The sequence below is a fragment of the Pyxidicoccus trucidator genome (assembly GCF_010894435.1).
GTDB classification, from domain to species: domain Bacteria; phylum Myxococcota; class Myxococcia; order Myxococcales; family Myxococcaceae; genus Myxococcus; species Myxococcus trucidator.
In genome coordinates this window covers 38,553-51,580 of the sequence record NZ_JAAIXZ010000031.1, presented here as the reverse complement: position 1 = coordinate 51,580, position 13,028 = coordinate 38,553, and the positions used below count along the sequence as shown (strand labels likewise).

At 69.7% G+C, this 13,028-nt stretch carries 10 protein-coding genes; 4 read left to right on the top strand and 6 right to left on the bottom strand.

Features of this window, described 5'->3' with window-relative positions; all coding sequences use genetic code 11:
• Positions 1–65: 65 nt before the first annotated feature.
• On the top strand, positions 66–956 hold the full coding sequence (locus G4D85_RS46250) for an RNA polymerase factor sigma-32 (protein WP_164021126.1): 891 nt from the start codon (positions 66–68) through the stop codon (positions 954–956).
• 161 nt (positions 957–1,117) lie between these two features.
• Positions 1,118–3,595 carry an OPT family oligopeptide transporter gene (locus G4D85_RS46245; RefSeq protein WP_164021124.1) on the top strand — a complete coding sequence of 826 codons (2,478 nt, stop codon included), beginning with the start codon at positions 1,118–1,120 and terminating at the stop codon, positions 3,593–3,595.
• 121 nt (positions 3,596–3,716) lie between these two features.
• On the opposite strand, the gene G4D85_RS46240 is transcribed toward G4D85_RS46245, so the two are convergent.
• The gene (locus tag G4D85_RS46240; RefSeq protein ID WP_240359918.1) at positions 3,717–4,064 is read right to left on the bottom strand and encodes a hypothetical protein; all 348 of its coding nucleotides are present in this window, start codon (positions 4,062–4,064) and stop codon (positions 3,717–3,719) included.
• 187 nt (positions 4,065–4,251) lie between these two features.
• On the opposite strand from G4D85_RS46240, the gene G4D85_RS46235 reads away from it, so the two are divergent.
• Together G4D85_RS46235 and G4D85_RS46230 are read left to right on the top strand one after the other, a co-directional pair.
• Complete coding sequence (locus G4D85_RS46235; protein WP_164021122.1) at positions 4,252–6,012, top strand: HEAT repeat domain-containing protein; 1,761 nt, start codon at positions 4,252–4,254, stop codon at positions 6,010–6,012.
• A gap of 4 nt (positions 6,013–6,016) precedes the next feature.
• Positions 6,017–7,327, top strand: a complete 1,311-nt coding sequence (locus G4D85_RS46230) for an HD-GYP domain-containing protein (RefSeq protein ID WP_164021120.1) — start codon at positions 6,017–6,019, stop codon at positions 7,325–7,327.
• Here G4D85_RS46230 and G4D85_RS46225 read toward each other — a convergent pair.
• The 5 genes from G4D85_RS46225 to G4D85_RS46205 form a co-directional block, all read right to left on the bottom strand.
• The gene (locus G4D85_RS46225; RefSeq protein WP_164021117.1) at positions 7,308–8,372 is read right to left on the bottom strand and encodes an RluA family pseudouridine synthase; all 1,065 of its coding nucleotides are present in this window, start codon (positions 8,370–8,372) and stop codon (positions 7,308–7,310) included. The two genes, G4D85_RS46230 and G4D85_RS46225, sit on opposite strands and share 20 nt — an antisense overlap.
• An 11-nt stretch (positions 8,373–8,383) precedes the next feature.
• On the bottom strand, positions 8,384–8,647 hold the full coding sequence (locus G4D85_RS46220) for a hypothetical protein (RefSeq protein ID WP_011553384.1): 264 nt from the start codon (positions 8,645–8,647) through the stop codon (positions 8,384–8,386).
• Positions 8,648–8,730: 83 nt separating this feature from the next.
• Positions 8,731–10,140 carry a helix-turn-helix domain-containing protein gene (locus G4D85_RS46215; protein WP_164021115.1) on the bottom strand — a complete coding sequence of 470 codons (1,410 nt, stop codon included), beginning with the start codon at positions 10,138–10,140 and terminating at the stop codon, positions 8,731–8,733.
• Entirely contained in the window at positions 10,137–11,090 is a 954-nt protein-coding gene (locus G4D85_RS46210) for a MinD/ParA family ATP-binding protein (protein WP_164021208.1), read from the bottom strand. The genes G4D85_RS46215 and G4D85_RS46210 overlap by 4 nt, the downstream gene beginning before the upstream one ends.
• A gap of 161 nt (positions 11,091–11,251) precedes the next feature.
• On the bottom strand, positions 11,252–12,940 hold the full coding sequence (locus tag G4D85_RS46205; RefSeq protein ID WP_164021113.1) for a hypothetical protein: 1,689 nt from the start codon (positions 12,938–12,940) through the stop codon (positions 11,252–11,254).
• Positions 12,941–13,028 lie beyond the last annotated feature (88 nt).

Sequence of the window (13,028 nt, the reverse complement as noted above, 5' to 3'; positions counted from 1 at the left end):
CAGGCGGTCCGAACACTTTTTTCCAGGCCTCCCCAGAGTGAGGCCCCCGTCGGGAGACACCATCCATGCAGGCTTCCACCGAGCAGTCGTCCAACTCCGGCTCTCTCGCGATGTACCTCTCGGAGATCAACCACTACTCCCTCCTCACGGTGGAGGAGGAGCAGGAGCTGGCGCGGCGCTTCATCAAGGGGGACCTGGCCGCGGGCCACCGCCTGGTGACGTCCAACCTGCGCTTCGTCGTGAAGGTGGCGTACGAGTACCGCTCCTACGGCATCAAGATGTCCGACCTCATCCAGGAGGGGAACATCGGCCTGATGAAGGCCGTGCAGAAGTTCGACCCGGACAAGGGCATCCGCCTCATCTCCTACGCGGTGTGGTGGATTCGCGCGTACATCCAGAACTACATCCTCAAGAGCTGGAGCCTGGTGAAGCTCGGGACCACGCAGGCGCAGCGCAAGCTGTTCTTCAGCCTGGCCCGCACGCGCCGCGAGCTGGAGAAGTTCGGCAGCGGCGACGCCATCGTCAACGTGGATGACATCGCCCGCCGCCTGCACGTGAAGCCCGGCGAGGTGCGTGAGATGGAGCAGCGCATGGGCGGGCGTGACCTGTCCCTGGACGCGCCCATGGGCGAGGACGGCGGCAACAGCCACGTGGACTTCGTGGTGAGCGCCGCCGCGCCGCAGGACGACGAGTTCGCGGACAAGGAGGAGGCGGGCCTCATCAACGCCCGCGTCCGCACCGCGCTGATGCGGTTGGATCCTCGCGAGCGCTTCATCATCGAGCAGCGGGTCATGAACGAGCGGCCGATGACGCTCAAGGAGCTGGGTGAGCACTTCGGCTTCTCCCGCGAGCGCGCCCGCCAGCTGGAGATTCGCGCCAAGGACAAGCTCAAGTCCGAGCTGGCCGCGCTGATGGCCGAGGTGGACCCCGAGGCCGCCGCCGCCATGCAGCAGTAGGCCGCGCCTGACGCGGCGGGTCGGCAGCCCGGTCTTCCGGCCCCTTCTCCAGCGCCTCCGCCCCACCCGGGCGGAGGCGCTTGTCATTTGAGCGCGCTGTTTCACGAGGGCTCGGCTCCCTGCTAGAAGGGCGCCGTTCCCATCGTGAAGGAGCCGCACGCTTGGCCCACGGAAACCCGCCGGTCGTCGACGACCGCGTCCCTGTCGCGGAGACGCACTCCGCCCACACCCATCGCCCGTACATCCCCGCGGACAAGTCGCCCCTGGAGATGACCCTTCGCGGGCTGCTGCTCGGCTCGGTCCTGGGCATCGTGTTCGCGGCGTCTTCCGTGTACCTGGCCATCAAGGTCGGCCTCACGGTGTCCGCGTCCATTCCGGTGGCGGTGCTCTCCATCGCCTTCTTCCGGGCGCTGGGCAGCTCCAACATCCTGGAGAACACCATCGTCCAGACGACGGGCTCGGCCGGCGAGTCCCTCGCGTTCGGCGTGGCGGCGGCGCTCCCCGCGCTGCTCCTGCTGGGCTACGACATCAGCCTCACCCACGCCTTCCTCACGGCGGCGCTGGGCGGCGTGCTCGGCGTGCTGATGATGATTCCGCTGCGCCAGGGCCTCATCGTCCAGGAGCACGGCAGGCTCCCCTACCCGGAGGGCACCGCCAGCGCGGACGTGCTCATCGTCGGCGAGCAGGGCGGCACCAACGCGCGCACGGTCATCATCGGCTTCCTGGTGGGCGGCATCTACAAGTTCGCCTACTCGGGCATGAAGCTGTTCCGCGAGGTGCTGAGCACGCCCCTCAAGGGCCTGAAGAGCGCCACGCTGTCCACCGAGGTGAGCCCGGAGCTGCTGGGCGTGGGCTACATCATCGGCCCGCGCGTGGCGTCCATCACCTTCGCCGGTGGCGTGCTGAGCTACCTCATCCTCATCCCCGCCATCTCCTTCTTCGGCAGCGGGCTGGACACGCCGTTGCTGGTGCACAACGGGCAGCTCATCCGGGACATGTCGCCGGACCAGATTCGCAACGCGTACGTGCTCTACATCGGCGCGGGCGCGGTGGCCACGGGCGGCCTCATCAGCCTCATCCGCTCCATGCCCACCATCATCGGCGCCTTCCAGCGCAGCGTGGCGACGCTCCGGGCCTCGCGCAACCAGGGCGCCGCGCTGGTGCAGCTGCGCACCGAGCAGGACCTGCCCATCACCGTGGTGCTCGTGGGCAGCCTGCTGCTGGTGCTGGCCATCTGGCTGGCGCCGCCGCTGGAGGTCAACTTCATCTCCGCCATCCTCATCATCATCTTCGGCTTCTTCTTCGTGACGGTGAGCGCGCGAATCACGGGTGAGATTGGCAGCTCGTCCAACCCCATCTCCGGCATGGTGGTGGCCACGCTGCTCGTCACCTGCCTCGTGTACCTGCTGCTGGGGTGGACGTCCTCCGAGGACCGCTTCATGGCGCTCACCACGGCGGCCATCGTCGGCATCGCCGCGTCCAACGGCGGCACCACCGCGCAGGACCTCAAGACGGCCTTCCTCGTGGGCGGCACGCCCCGCAAGCAGCAGGTGGCCCTGTTCGTCGGCGTGCTGACCAGCGCCATGTTCATCGGCCTGGTGCTGGTGACGCTCAACCGCGGCGCCACCGTCACCATCCCCGAGCCGCACCCGGGCGTGCAGCTCTCCGAGATGACGCAGGAGACGCGCTCCCAGTACACCTTCCCCTGGCAGGTGTCCCGCGAGGCGCTGGCGTCGCGCGGCCTGGACGCGGCGGCGCTGCGCAAGGCCGTCTGGGCACAGGGCTACGAGCTGAACACGCAGCCGGACGGCGCGCTGGAGCTGCGCAGCTGGCGCGAGGTGACGGCGCAGGACGTGGCCGGCGTGACGCTGAGCCCGCAGAGCGGGGCGCAGGTGAAGGTGGCGGACCTGGGCGCCGTCACGGCGGGCCCCCAGCGCACGTACAAGGAAGGCTTCGTGCGCGGCGCGGACACGCCGGTGCCCGCGGGCAAGTACCTCGTCGACGAGGCCGGCACGATTCAATACGTGGTGGACCCGGGCATCGGCGGCCGCGTCAGCGTGTACGAGGGCCAGGCCCTCACCCGCTACTCCGCCCCCAAGGCGCAGCTCTTCGCGCTCATCATCGACGGCATCCTCACCCAGCGGCTGCCGTGGGACCTGGTGCTCCTGGGCGTCTTCATCGCGCTGATGCTGGAGCTGTGCGGCGTGTCCGCCCTGCCCTTCGCCGTCGGCGTGTACCTGCCCATCAGCAGCAGCGCCCCGCTCTTCGTGGGCGGCATGGTGCGCTACCTGGTGGACCGCGTGCGCGGCGGCTCGGCGGCCGAGTCCGAGTTCTCCCCGGGCACCCTGCTGTCCTCCGGCTACATCGCCGGTGGCTCCATCGCCGGCGTGCTCATCGCCTTCCTGGAGATTGCCACCGACGGCGCCGGCACCCGCGCCCTCAACCTGCCGGCCGCGCTGGGCCACCAGGGCGCCCTGGGCGGCTTCCTCAACACGGTGGGCGAGAGCGAGCTGGCACACCCCCTCTGGTCCAACCTCTGGGGCCTGCTCTTCTTCGGCGGCCTCACCTTCTTCCTGCTGCGCTCCGCCCTCCGGGGGCAGAGCGCCGCGGTGGCTCTGCCTCCGCAGAAGGGCGCCTGACGCCCGCCCCGGCGGCGGTGCCCGTCAGGCACCGCCACCCGGTGGCATGCGCATGAAGTGACTTCGAGGCGGCGTGGGAGCCCTCCCCGCCGCCTCGTCCTTTTTCACGGCGCCCGGCGGCTCAGAGCGGCGGATGGGACGGCGGCACGTCCCCGGCGGGCGTCTCCTCGGAGTACGGGGCCGCGCCGCCGCGGCCCTCCGCGCACACGTACTCGGCGCGCAGCGGCGCGACGATGCCGAAGGTGAAGAAGTACACGACGGGGCCCCAGACGGGCCAGTACACGTCCACCCGGGACAGGCCATTCGGGCACTCCGCCGCCGCCACGTTGGTCGTCGTCAGGCCGTACGCCAGGCTCACGCCGGTCTGCTCCTCCACGCCGCCCGCGCGCGGCGCGCCGGAGCGCACGCTCATCCGGAAACATCCCGTCAGTGACAGCAGCATCGCCCCGCAGGCCATCATCCGCTTCATGCCCAACGGCCCTCCTCGGTGCCTCTCGCGGCTCGTAACACACCCGGAAATCCCGGTCATCCTGGGCGGTGTTACGCAGCTGTCACCCCAAGTCCTTGAACTTCCACCGGGTGCCTTGCTGGGTGCCGGCAAGAAATCAGGGTAGGCTTGGGATACCGCCCGAGCGGAGAGTTGCAGACGCATCGCCATGGCCCAGCCCCAGAAAGCCGCACAGGAAGCAAGCGCCGAGCTCACCCCCGAGGCGCGGGAGAAGGTGGAGTTGGCGAAGACGTTCGCCTTCCACCTGCTCAAGGGCATCAAGCAGATTGGCATGTACCGCCACAACGAGTCGCGCTTCCCGGAGTTCCTGGCGAAGGCCGTCGAATCCATCAGCAGCTACAACGAGAAGTACGGCCCGCTGTCGCTGAAGGTGGAGCAGCAGAACCTGATGCTGCATGGAGAGTCGCTGTTCTCCGAGGACACGCCGCTTCCCTACAAGTTCTTCCGGGACGGCATCCGCCAGCTCATCTTCCGCCCGGGCCTGCTGGTGGAGGAGCTGGTCACCTTCACGCTCATCGCCCTGTCCGAGCCGGAGCGCGGCGCGGACGACGTGCTGGCGCAGCTGTGGCGCGCGAGCATGGAGCACGTCGAGTACGTGGTGGTGGAAGGCTTCTCCATGGAGAACGCCAACGAGGAGGAGGTCCAGGTCGAGGTGGACAAGGTCGTGGGCTACCTCTACTCGCGGCTGCAGACCAACTCGGATGACTACCTGCGCTTCGCGCGCGTGTCCGCGGAGGACCTGGACTCCAAGCTGGAGGGCGTGGAGCAGATTCGCGGCCTCGTGGTGGGCGGCCGGCACGCGACGGACGAGCTGAAGGCGAAGCTGCAGCGCGAGGTGATGGAGGAGGAGAGCGCGCGGCTGTTCCCCAAGCTGGTGAGCGCCGTGTTCCAGGTGGTGGAGGGCGGCGTGGAGGACGCCGCGCTGCTGGAGGAAATCTTCGTCCAGCTGCTGGACATGCTCCTCCTCCAGGACGACTTCGCCACGGTGAATCAAATCGTCCTCAAGCTGCGCGCGCTGGCCCAGCGGGAAGGGGGCGAGGCGCTGGGGCGGATGCTGGAGGGCTTCCTGCACAAGATGGGCGAGGAGCAGCGCCTGTCTCAGCTGGGCGAGTCACTCAAGTCGACGCGCGCGAAGCACCCGGCGGACGTGACGCGCTACATGCAGGCGCTCGGCCGGGACTCCATCGTCCCGCTGCTCAACGTGCTGGAGACCATCGAAGTGCCGGAGAACCGCGCGCTGCTGTGCGACGTGCTGGCGGGCTTCGCGCGCGAGCTGCCGGACCCCTTCGTCGTCCGCCTGATGTCGGACCGTCCGCAGACGGTGCGCGACATGGTCTACATCCTGGAGAAGAGCAACCACCCGGAGCGGGTGAAGATGTTCTCCCAGGTACTCAAGAGCCCCAACCTGGTGGTGAAGCTGGAGGTCCTCAACATCATCGGCCGCGGTCGCACCGGCGAGGCGCGGCGCATGGTGGCCGACGCGCTGAAGGACCCCATCTCCCAGGTGCGAATGCTGGCGGCGAAGCTCCTGCCGGAGTTCGACCGCGACGCGGCCTACGCGGACCTGATGCGGGTGGTGCGCGACGCCACCTTCGAGAAGAAGGTGCCGGAGGAGCGCGTGGCCATCTACACGGCCATCGGCGCCACCGGCACCCCCGGAGCGCTGTCGCTGTTCCAGCAGATGCTGGCGGTGAAGCCCTCGCTGCTCAACAAGAAGCGGGTGATGGAGGACAAGTTCCTGGCCATCCACGGGCTGGCCGGCGCGTGCTCCATCCAGGCGTACAAGATGTTGCAGGCGGTGGTCGAGGACAAGAGCCAGCCCCTCGAGGTGCTCACCGCCGCCCGCAAGGCGATGTACCAGACACGCAAGACGCTGTTCGGGGACTCGGCGCTCCCGGAGGAGGCATAGACCCATGGCCGACAATCTCAAGATCAGTCAGGCCCAGGAGGAGAACCTCAACGAGTACGGCCGCGAGCACAACGAGAAGCTCCAGTCGCTCGCGCGCTCCATGGTCGCCGGCCTCTACATGCTGGTGCGCTCGGTGAAGATGTATGACCCGGAGAACGCGGTCTTCCAGAAGCCGCTGCACCAGCTCCAGGACATCATCAACCAGATCATCGGCAAGGAAGGCCGGCTGGAGCTGAACGGCGTCAAGGAGTCCTTCTACCTCAACGGCATGCTCGTGAAGGTGGACCTCAACTCCATTGAAAACCAGCGCTACCTGCTGGCGGAGCTGCGCTCCAAGGACGTGGGCGGCTTCACGCTCACCAAGCCGGTGACGGTGCCGGACCTGAAGAACTTCATCTGGATCTTCGCCAAGGAGCAGTCGACCTCGGCGGAGGAGGACGGACTGGCGGGCCGCAAGCTGCTCAACATGCGCGTCGCCAAGTTCTCCAAGCTGAAGGAGAAGCTCAACAAGGACATGGACAACCCGGGCGACCTGAAGGTCGATCGCAAGAAGTACGCGATGACCATCTACGCCCGCGCGGTGTTCTTCCTGTCGAAGTACCTGGAGTCGGTGCGCGCCGGGAAGCCCATCAACGCGTCCAAGGCGCTGCGGCTGGTGCAGGACTTCGTGGACATCTCCTACGAGCAGCGCACCCACTTCCTGGGCATGACGACCATGCGGCGCGAGGACGACTACCTCGTGTACCACCAGGTCAACGTGTGCCTGATGTGCGTCGTCTTCGGCGCGGAGCTGGGGCTGACGAAGCCGCAGCTGCGCGATCTGGGCTACATCGCCCTCTTCCACGACGCGGGCATGGCGACGCTGTCGGAGGAGCTGTCCACCAAGCGCGGCGCGCTGACGCCCGAGGAGCGGGTGACGGTGCAGAAGGCGCCGCTCATCTCCGTGCGCAACATCCTGATGGAGAAGGGCTTCAGCCGCTCCACCCTGCTGCGCGTGGTGACGACGTTCGAGCACAAGACGGACTTCGGCACCGCGGTGCGCGACTCGCGCGGCAACATCCAGATGATCATCCCGAAGACGAACCTCGGGGTGTACGCGAAGATCATCGCCATCTGCGACGCGTACGACGCGCTCACGTCCAAGCGCCCGTACCGGGACGCCTACGGCCCGGAGGTGGCGCTGATGCTGATGTGGACGGAGATGCGCAACAAGTTCGACCCCGAGCTGCTCGAGGTCTTCATGCGCGTCATGGCGATTCAGCCGGTGAAGGTGCTGACGAAGCGCCAGCAGTCGCTCAGCGTGTCCGGCCTGTAGTCCGCTTCGCCGCCGGCTTCCTCGCGGCGGCCTTCTTCCGGGCCGCCCCGGGCTGCTTCGCCTCGTCGGGCGCCGCCGTGGGGCGCCCCTTCCCCACTGGCGTGCCTCGCAGCAGCGCCAGCGCGGCGGCGAGGTCCTCGGGGATGGGAGCCTCCAGCTTCAGCGCCTTGCCCGTGCGCGGGTGGGCGAAGGCCAGGCGCCAGGCATGGAGCGCCTGGCGGCCGAGCCGCTCCTGGGCCTCCCCCGCGGGCCCCTTCGCCGTCTTGCGGCCGGCGCCGTAGAGGGAGTCACAGAGCAGCGGATGGCCGGCCTCGGCCAGGTGCACGCGAATCTGGTGCGTGCGGCCGGTGAGCAGGTCCACCTCCACCAGCGCGGCGCCATCGAAGGACTCCAGGACGCGGAACAGGGTGATGGCCTGCTTGCCCTCCCTCACCTTGCCGGTGAACTTCTGGCGGTGGATGGGGTGGCGGCCGTAGAGCGTCTCGATGCGGCCTTCCGCGGGCGGCACGCCGTGGACGAGCGCGAGGTACGTCTTCTCCACCGCGCGCGTCTTGAAGGCCTTCTGCAGCGCCACGAGCGCCTGCTCGTTCTTCGCCACCACGAGACAGCCGGTGGTGTCCTTGTCCAGGCGGTGGACGATGCCGGGGCGCAGCTCGCCGCCCACGCCGGACAGGTCCTTCACGCGGTGGAGCAGCGCGTTGACCAGCGTGCCGGTGGCGTGCCCCGCGCCGGGATGCACCACCATGCCCGCGGCCTTGTCCACCACCACGAGGTCCTTGTCCTCGTGCAGCACGGCGACGGGCAGCTCCTCCGCCAGCGGGACGGCGGCCACGGGCGCGGGGATGTGGAGGACGAGCAGCTCTCCGCCCCGCAGGCGCTTGGCGGGCTTGGCGGGCTGGCCGTTGGCGAGCACGTGCCCGGCCTCGATGAGGCCGTGAATGCGCGAGCGGGTGAGGTCCGGGAAGGCCCGGGCGAGGTACTGGTCCACGCGCTCTCCGCGAGCTTCGGGCGGGGCGCGGTGCTCTCGCGTGTCGGGCGCTACCACGTGGGGAGGGGCTACCAGATCTTCGACTTCACGTGCGCCTTCGAGCGCAGGACGATGTCGTTGATGGCGCGTTCGAAGAAGTTCATCTTCGTGAAGATCTCCTGGCTGACGCGGCTCTTGTAGAGCTCGCGGCCCTCTTCCAGTTCCTCCTTGAGGACCTCGAAGAGGTTGTCCTGCTCGATGCCCTTGATGATCTTCTGCTCGTTGTAGAGCGAGATATCCGAGGCAATCGCACGGGCGAGCCGCATCGCCTTGACCTTTTCCTCGTCCGTCATCGTCCTACCTACTTAGGCACCGACATGGGGCGAGTCAACTTTCATCGCGCCCCTGGAGCGGTTGTCCGCACTCCAGGACGAAGTCACTTCTTCCCCGACTTCTCAGAAGCCAGGGCCAGATAGCTCCTGGAAACCCGGAGCGGGTCCAGGCCGAGCTCCCGGGCGAGGTTCATGAGGATTCCGCGCAGGTACACCGCGGGAGGGAGGGCGCCGTAGCGGTCCGCCTCCACGTTTTCCAGGTGACTTCGGGTGATGCGGGTGCGGTCGGCCACCTGCTGGAGGGACTGTCCCCGGGCCTCGCGCACCCGGCGGAGCAGCTCGCCGTTGAACTCCGCGTCCGCCGGGATGTCGGGGGTACGGGGGCGCGCCTGCGGCTCTCGCACCCGGGCCGCCACCTGCGCCAGCGCCGCCTCGGCGGTGGCAATGGCGGAGTCCTGGGAGAGGACCTGGGCGTCCCCGAGCTGACGCCCGGGCCCCGGACGCGGCGCCTGCTGGGACGGCTCGGTGGACACGGGCAACGGAGGCGGCTGGGCGCGGGACGCGGGGGCGGGCGCACTGGGAGCGACGGGCGGAGCGCTCGGAGCGGGCTCGGCTGGGAGGCTCGCGGCGGCTGGCCCCGGGGGGCTGGAGGCAGGCTCCGAGGCCACACCCACGGCGGCGGGCACGCTGGACGTGCTCACGGCGGCGGTGCTGGACGTGCTCGGGGGGCTGGCGGGAACCTCGGGCCCGGAAGCCGGGCTCGCGATGGACTCGGCCGGGGCCACGGAGACCGTCTCCGTGCGCGGGCTCGCGGAGGACGGGCCCGAAGCGGTCGCCACGTCGTTCGCCGGGAGTGGACGCGGCTCCGCGCTGGACGGAGACGACGGCACGTAGACAGCGCTGCCCAGCAGCTGCGTGTCCTGCAACGAGCTGGACACGTATGCGAAGGAGAACCCCCGGAAGAACGTGGCGCGGAAGTCCCCCGCCGGGCCCGTCGCGGGCTCTTCGGGCGGAGTCGTCGACGTCACGGCCGGTGCCGGCTTCGACTCCTCGCGCGCGGTGGCCACGGGAGCCTCCGTGGCACTCGCGGAAGCCGGGCCCGGGGCCACAGCCGCCTCGCTCGTGCTGACCGACGCCCTGCCCGTCTCCGACCCGCTGGCGGCCGCGGAGCTCGCAAGCGCCTCGGCGGCACGGGCCACCGTGCCCGTCCCGGGGGTGACCTCGCTCGAGGGCTTCCCCCCGGCCGCGACGGCTTCCACCATCCGCTGGGCGGGCAGGCCCAGGTCCTTGTCGTACTCGGCGCGCAGGTCCGAGTCGGTGAGGATCTCCATCGCCTCGGTCATCCGGGCGCGGAGGCCGTCCACCTGCTCCGGGTCGACCAGCGCGTACACGGCGATGGAGTCCGGCGCATACAGCTCCATCAGCCGCGAGTACGCCGCGCGGATGTCATCCACCGGGGCGGAGACGGGGACCTCCAGGAGCTCGTAATAGGTCTGCTGCTCGAAAGGCTTCATGGCGAAGACGGGTCGGGGGTGCTGTCGATTGCAAGAAGACGCGTGGCGATGCGTTGGATGGCCGTGGATGCCGGGGAATCGGGCCGTTCGATGAGGACGGGCCGGCGCTTGCGCACCGAGCGCCAGGCCTCATCGTCGTACCGGATGGCGCCCAGGTCATCCATCTCGATTCCGAAGAACTTCTTCCACGCGGAGGCCACGGCGGTCCCCACGTTGAGGTCCGCGTCCGTGCGCGCCTGGTTCACCACCAGCCGGATGCGGAAGGCGGCCAGCTCGCGCTCCAGCCGATCCGCGGCCGCCGGGTCCTTGCGCCGCGCCTGGGCGAGCACGTCGTGCAGGGTGCGCAGCGAGCCCTCGCGGGTGGTGAGCGCGCTCTCCACGATGTCCTCGATGCCGTACTGCGCCTCCACCTGCTGGAGCCGCCGGAAGAAGGCCGCCTTCGCGAAGCGGTACGCGTTCTCCACCGAGGTGGGCTCGGGCAGCACCACCAGCAGGCCGTGGTCCGCCATGATGAAGAAGTCGATGGTGTTGAAGCTGGTGCCCGCGCCCAGGTCCAGGATGAGGTAGTCCGCCGACGCCCCCATCAGCGTCTTCAGCAGCTTCTGCTTCTGCGCGTACTTGAGGTTCGCCGCGTCCAGCGCGTCCTGCGCGCCGGCGATCAGCGACAGGCGCGGCACGCCCGTGGGGATGATGACCTCATCGAGCTGCGCCTTGTTCTTCCGCAGGAAGTCGGACAGCGTCGCCGTGGGCTGTCCCACGCCCAGGCACGTGTGCAGGTTGGCGCCGCCGAGGTCCGCGTCCACCAGCAGCACGTTGAGCCCGGCCTGCGCGAGCGCGACGCCGAGGTTGGCGGACACCATGGACTTGCCGATGCCCCCCTTGCCACCGCCCACGGCGATGATGCGCCGGGGGCGGGGACGACGGGACAGCCCCGGCGGACCGGTGACCACCGGACCCGGTTCCGTGGGGCCCATGAGCCGGGCTTCGGCCAGGGGAGCTCGCGAGGGTTCGGACATGGAGGGAAGAGGGACGGGCTTCAATGGGACTCCCATCAAAGCCCGTCCTACTGCCCGAGTCGACTCCCCGCCAGTAAGCGTCCGTCAGTTGCTGGTTACCGGATGATGACGGCGCAGGTGCAGGGCTGGGTGCCGTCGCAGGCGCCGCCCATGGACGTCTCACAGGCCAGCCCGAAGCAGCACGGGCCGGTGGGTGAGCACGCCTGGCCGGCCGCCGAGCAGGTAGCCCCTGGCTCGCACGTACCGACGCTGCTCCCACCCGGGATGCGGCAGCCCAGACCGGCGCAGCAGTCGGACGCCGAGGTGCAGGCGCTGCTCTGCGGCTGGCAGGCCTGCGGCGCCTGGCACGTGCCCCCGGTGCAGATGCCCGAGCAGCACCCCGCTCCGCTGGAGCACGTCTGCCCGTTGGCCGTGCAGATCGGGCCCCCATCCACACCGCCAGTGCCGGCGTCCATCCCACCGGTGCCGCCATCCGTGCCACCCCCGGGCGAGGTGCCCGTCGGGCGGCACACATACGTCAGCTCGTCGACGGCCCGGCACGCCGTCCCCGCGCAGCAGCCCGAGCTGGCCGGGTCGCACACCGTGCCCACCGGATCACATGTGGGGGCCGGCTGGCAGGAGAAGGCGCCGTCCGCGCCCGGCAGGCAGCGGTTGCCGTTGCAGCACTGGTCGCTGAACTGGCAGGTGCTGCCCTGGGAGATGCAGCAGCCCTCCTCGCCGGTGTAGCCCGTGGGGCACGCGGCGGGGCACTGGCCGCTGGTGCAGCCACCGAAGCAGCGCGGCACGCCGGACGAGTCCACCTTGCACACGGCCTTCTGCCCGTCGCAGCAGGCCTCGCGCGCATTCACGTCGATGATGCCGCCGTCCGGGAGCATGCCGGAGCCGCAGATGTTGCCCACCGGGTTGCAGCCGTTGGGCTTGTCGCAGCGGTTCTCGCGGCAGTCCACCGCGTTGGAGACCTTCTCGCCGCCGCAGCACACGCCGTCCGCGGCGCAGTAGTTGCCCGTGGGGCGGCAGCCGTTCACCGGCTGGCACACCGTGGCGCCGTAGCCCAGGTCCACACAGGTGCGCGAGCAGCAGGTGCTGCCGCCGGTGCACGGGTTGCCGTCCTGGACGCAGTTGCCGCCACCCGCGCCGCCCACCGCCACGCAGCGGCCCGGCGTGCCGGTGTCGTTCTGCGAGCACACGCCGCCGCAGCAGTCCTCGTTCTTCAGGCAGAGGTCGTCATTGGCCTGGCACGAGTACGCCGGCTTGCAGATGCCGCCCTGACAGTTGGTGGAGCAGCAGTCGGCGTTCCCGCCACACGCCTGGCCCGGCACCTTGCAGGACGTGGTGCCCGCGGGCAGCGCCGCGCACTTGCCGTCACCGCCGCAGATCTTCGTGCAGCACTCCTCCGCGCGGGTACAGGTCCCGCCGACGTCCAGGCACTGCTGGGTGGAGCAGGTGCCCCCCAGGCAGCTCTGGGTGCAGCACTCGATGCCGCTGGTGCAGGCGTCGCCGGCCGGGGTGCACTGCTCGCTGGGGGCCGGACACGTGCCGTCCTCGGAGCAGATGCCCGTACAGCACGCGGCGCCCGTCTCGCGGCTGCACGCCGCGCCCACGTCGATGCACTCCGAGCCCGGGCCGCCGTCCGGCAGGACGTCGCCCCCATCCGAGCCAGCGTCCTCACCGGAGCCCGCATCCGTGTTGCCAGGAGGGGGCACGGGTGGTTCGTCGTCGGGACACCCGGAAACACCCAGAGCCAGGGCCAGTCCGAACAGGACCAGCCAGCGGTTCGCCTTCATGTGGAGACTCCCCTGCCGCACCGGTGCTCCGCGGCGGGGGCGCGGTCCAAGCCGGGCATGAATGCGCGCGGAAGCCCCGCGCGTGCAG

Bases quoted from the DNA above. Each gene is read 5' to 3' on its own strand.
- G4D85_RS46250 (WP_164021126.1), top strand. From the start codon at position 66: ATGCAGGCTTCCACCGAGCAGTCGTCCAACTCCGGCTCTCTCGCGATG.
- G4D85_RS46240 (WP_240359918.1), bottom strand. From the start codon at position 4,064: ATGAAGCGGATGATGGCCTGCGGGGCGATGCTGCTGTCACTGACGGGA.
- G4D85_RS46235 (WP_164021122.1), top strand. From the start codon at position 4,252: ATGGCCCAGCCCCAGAAAGCCGCACAGGAAGCAAGCGCCGAGCTCACC.
- G4D85_RS46230 (WP_164021120.1), top strand. From the start codon at position 6,017: ATGGCCGACAATCTCAAGATCAGTCAGGCCCAGGAGGAGAACCTCAAC.
- G4D85_RS46220 (WP_011553384.1), bottom strand. From the start codon at position 8,647: ATGACGGACGAGGAAAAGGTCAAGGCGATGCGGCTCGCCCGTGCGATT.
- G4D85_RS46215 (WP_164021115.1), bottom strand. From the start codon at position 10,140: ATGAAGCCTTTCGAGCAGCAGACCTATTACGAGCTCCTGGAGGTCCCC.
- G4D85_RS46205 (WP_164021113.1), bottom strand. From the start codon at position 12,940: ATGAAGGCGAACCGCTGGCTGGTCCTGTTCGGACTGGCCCTGGCTCTG.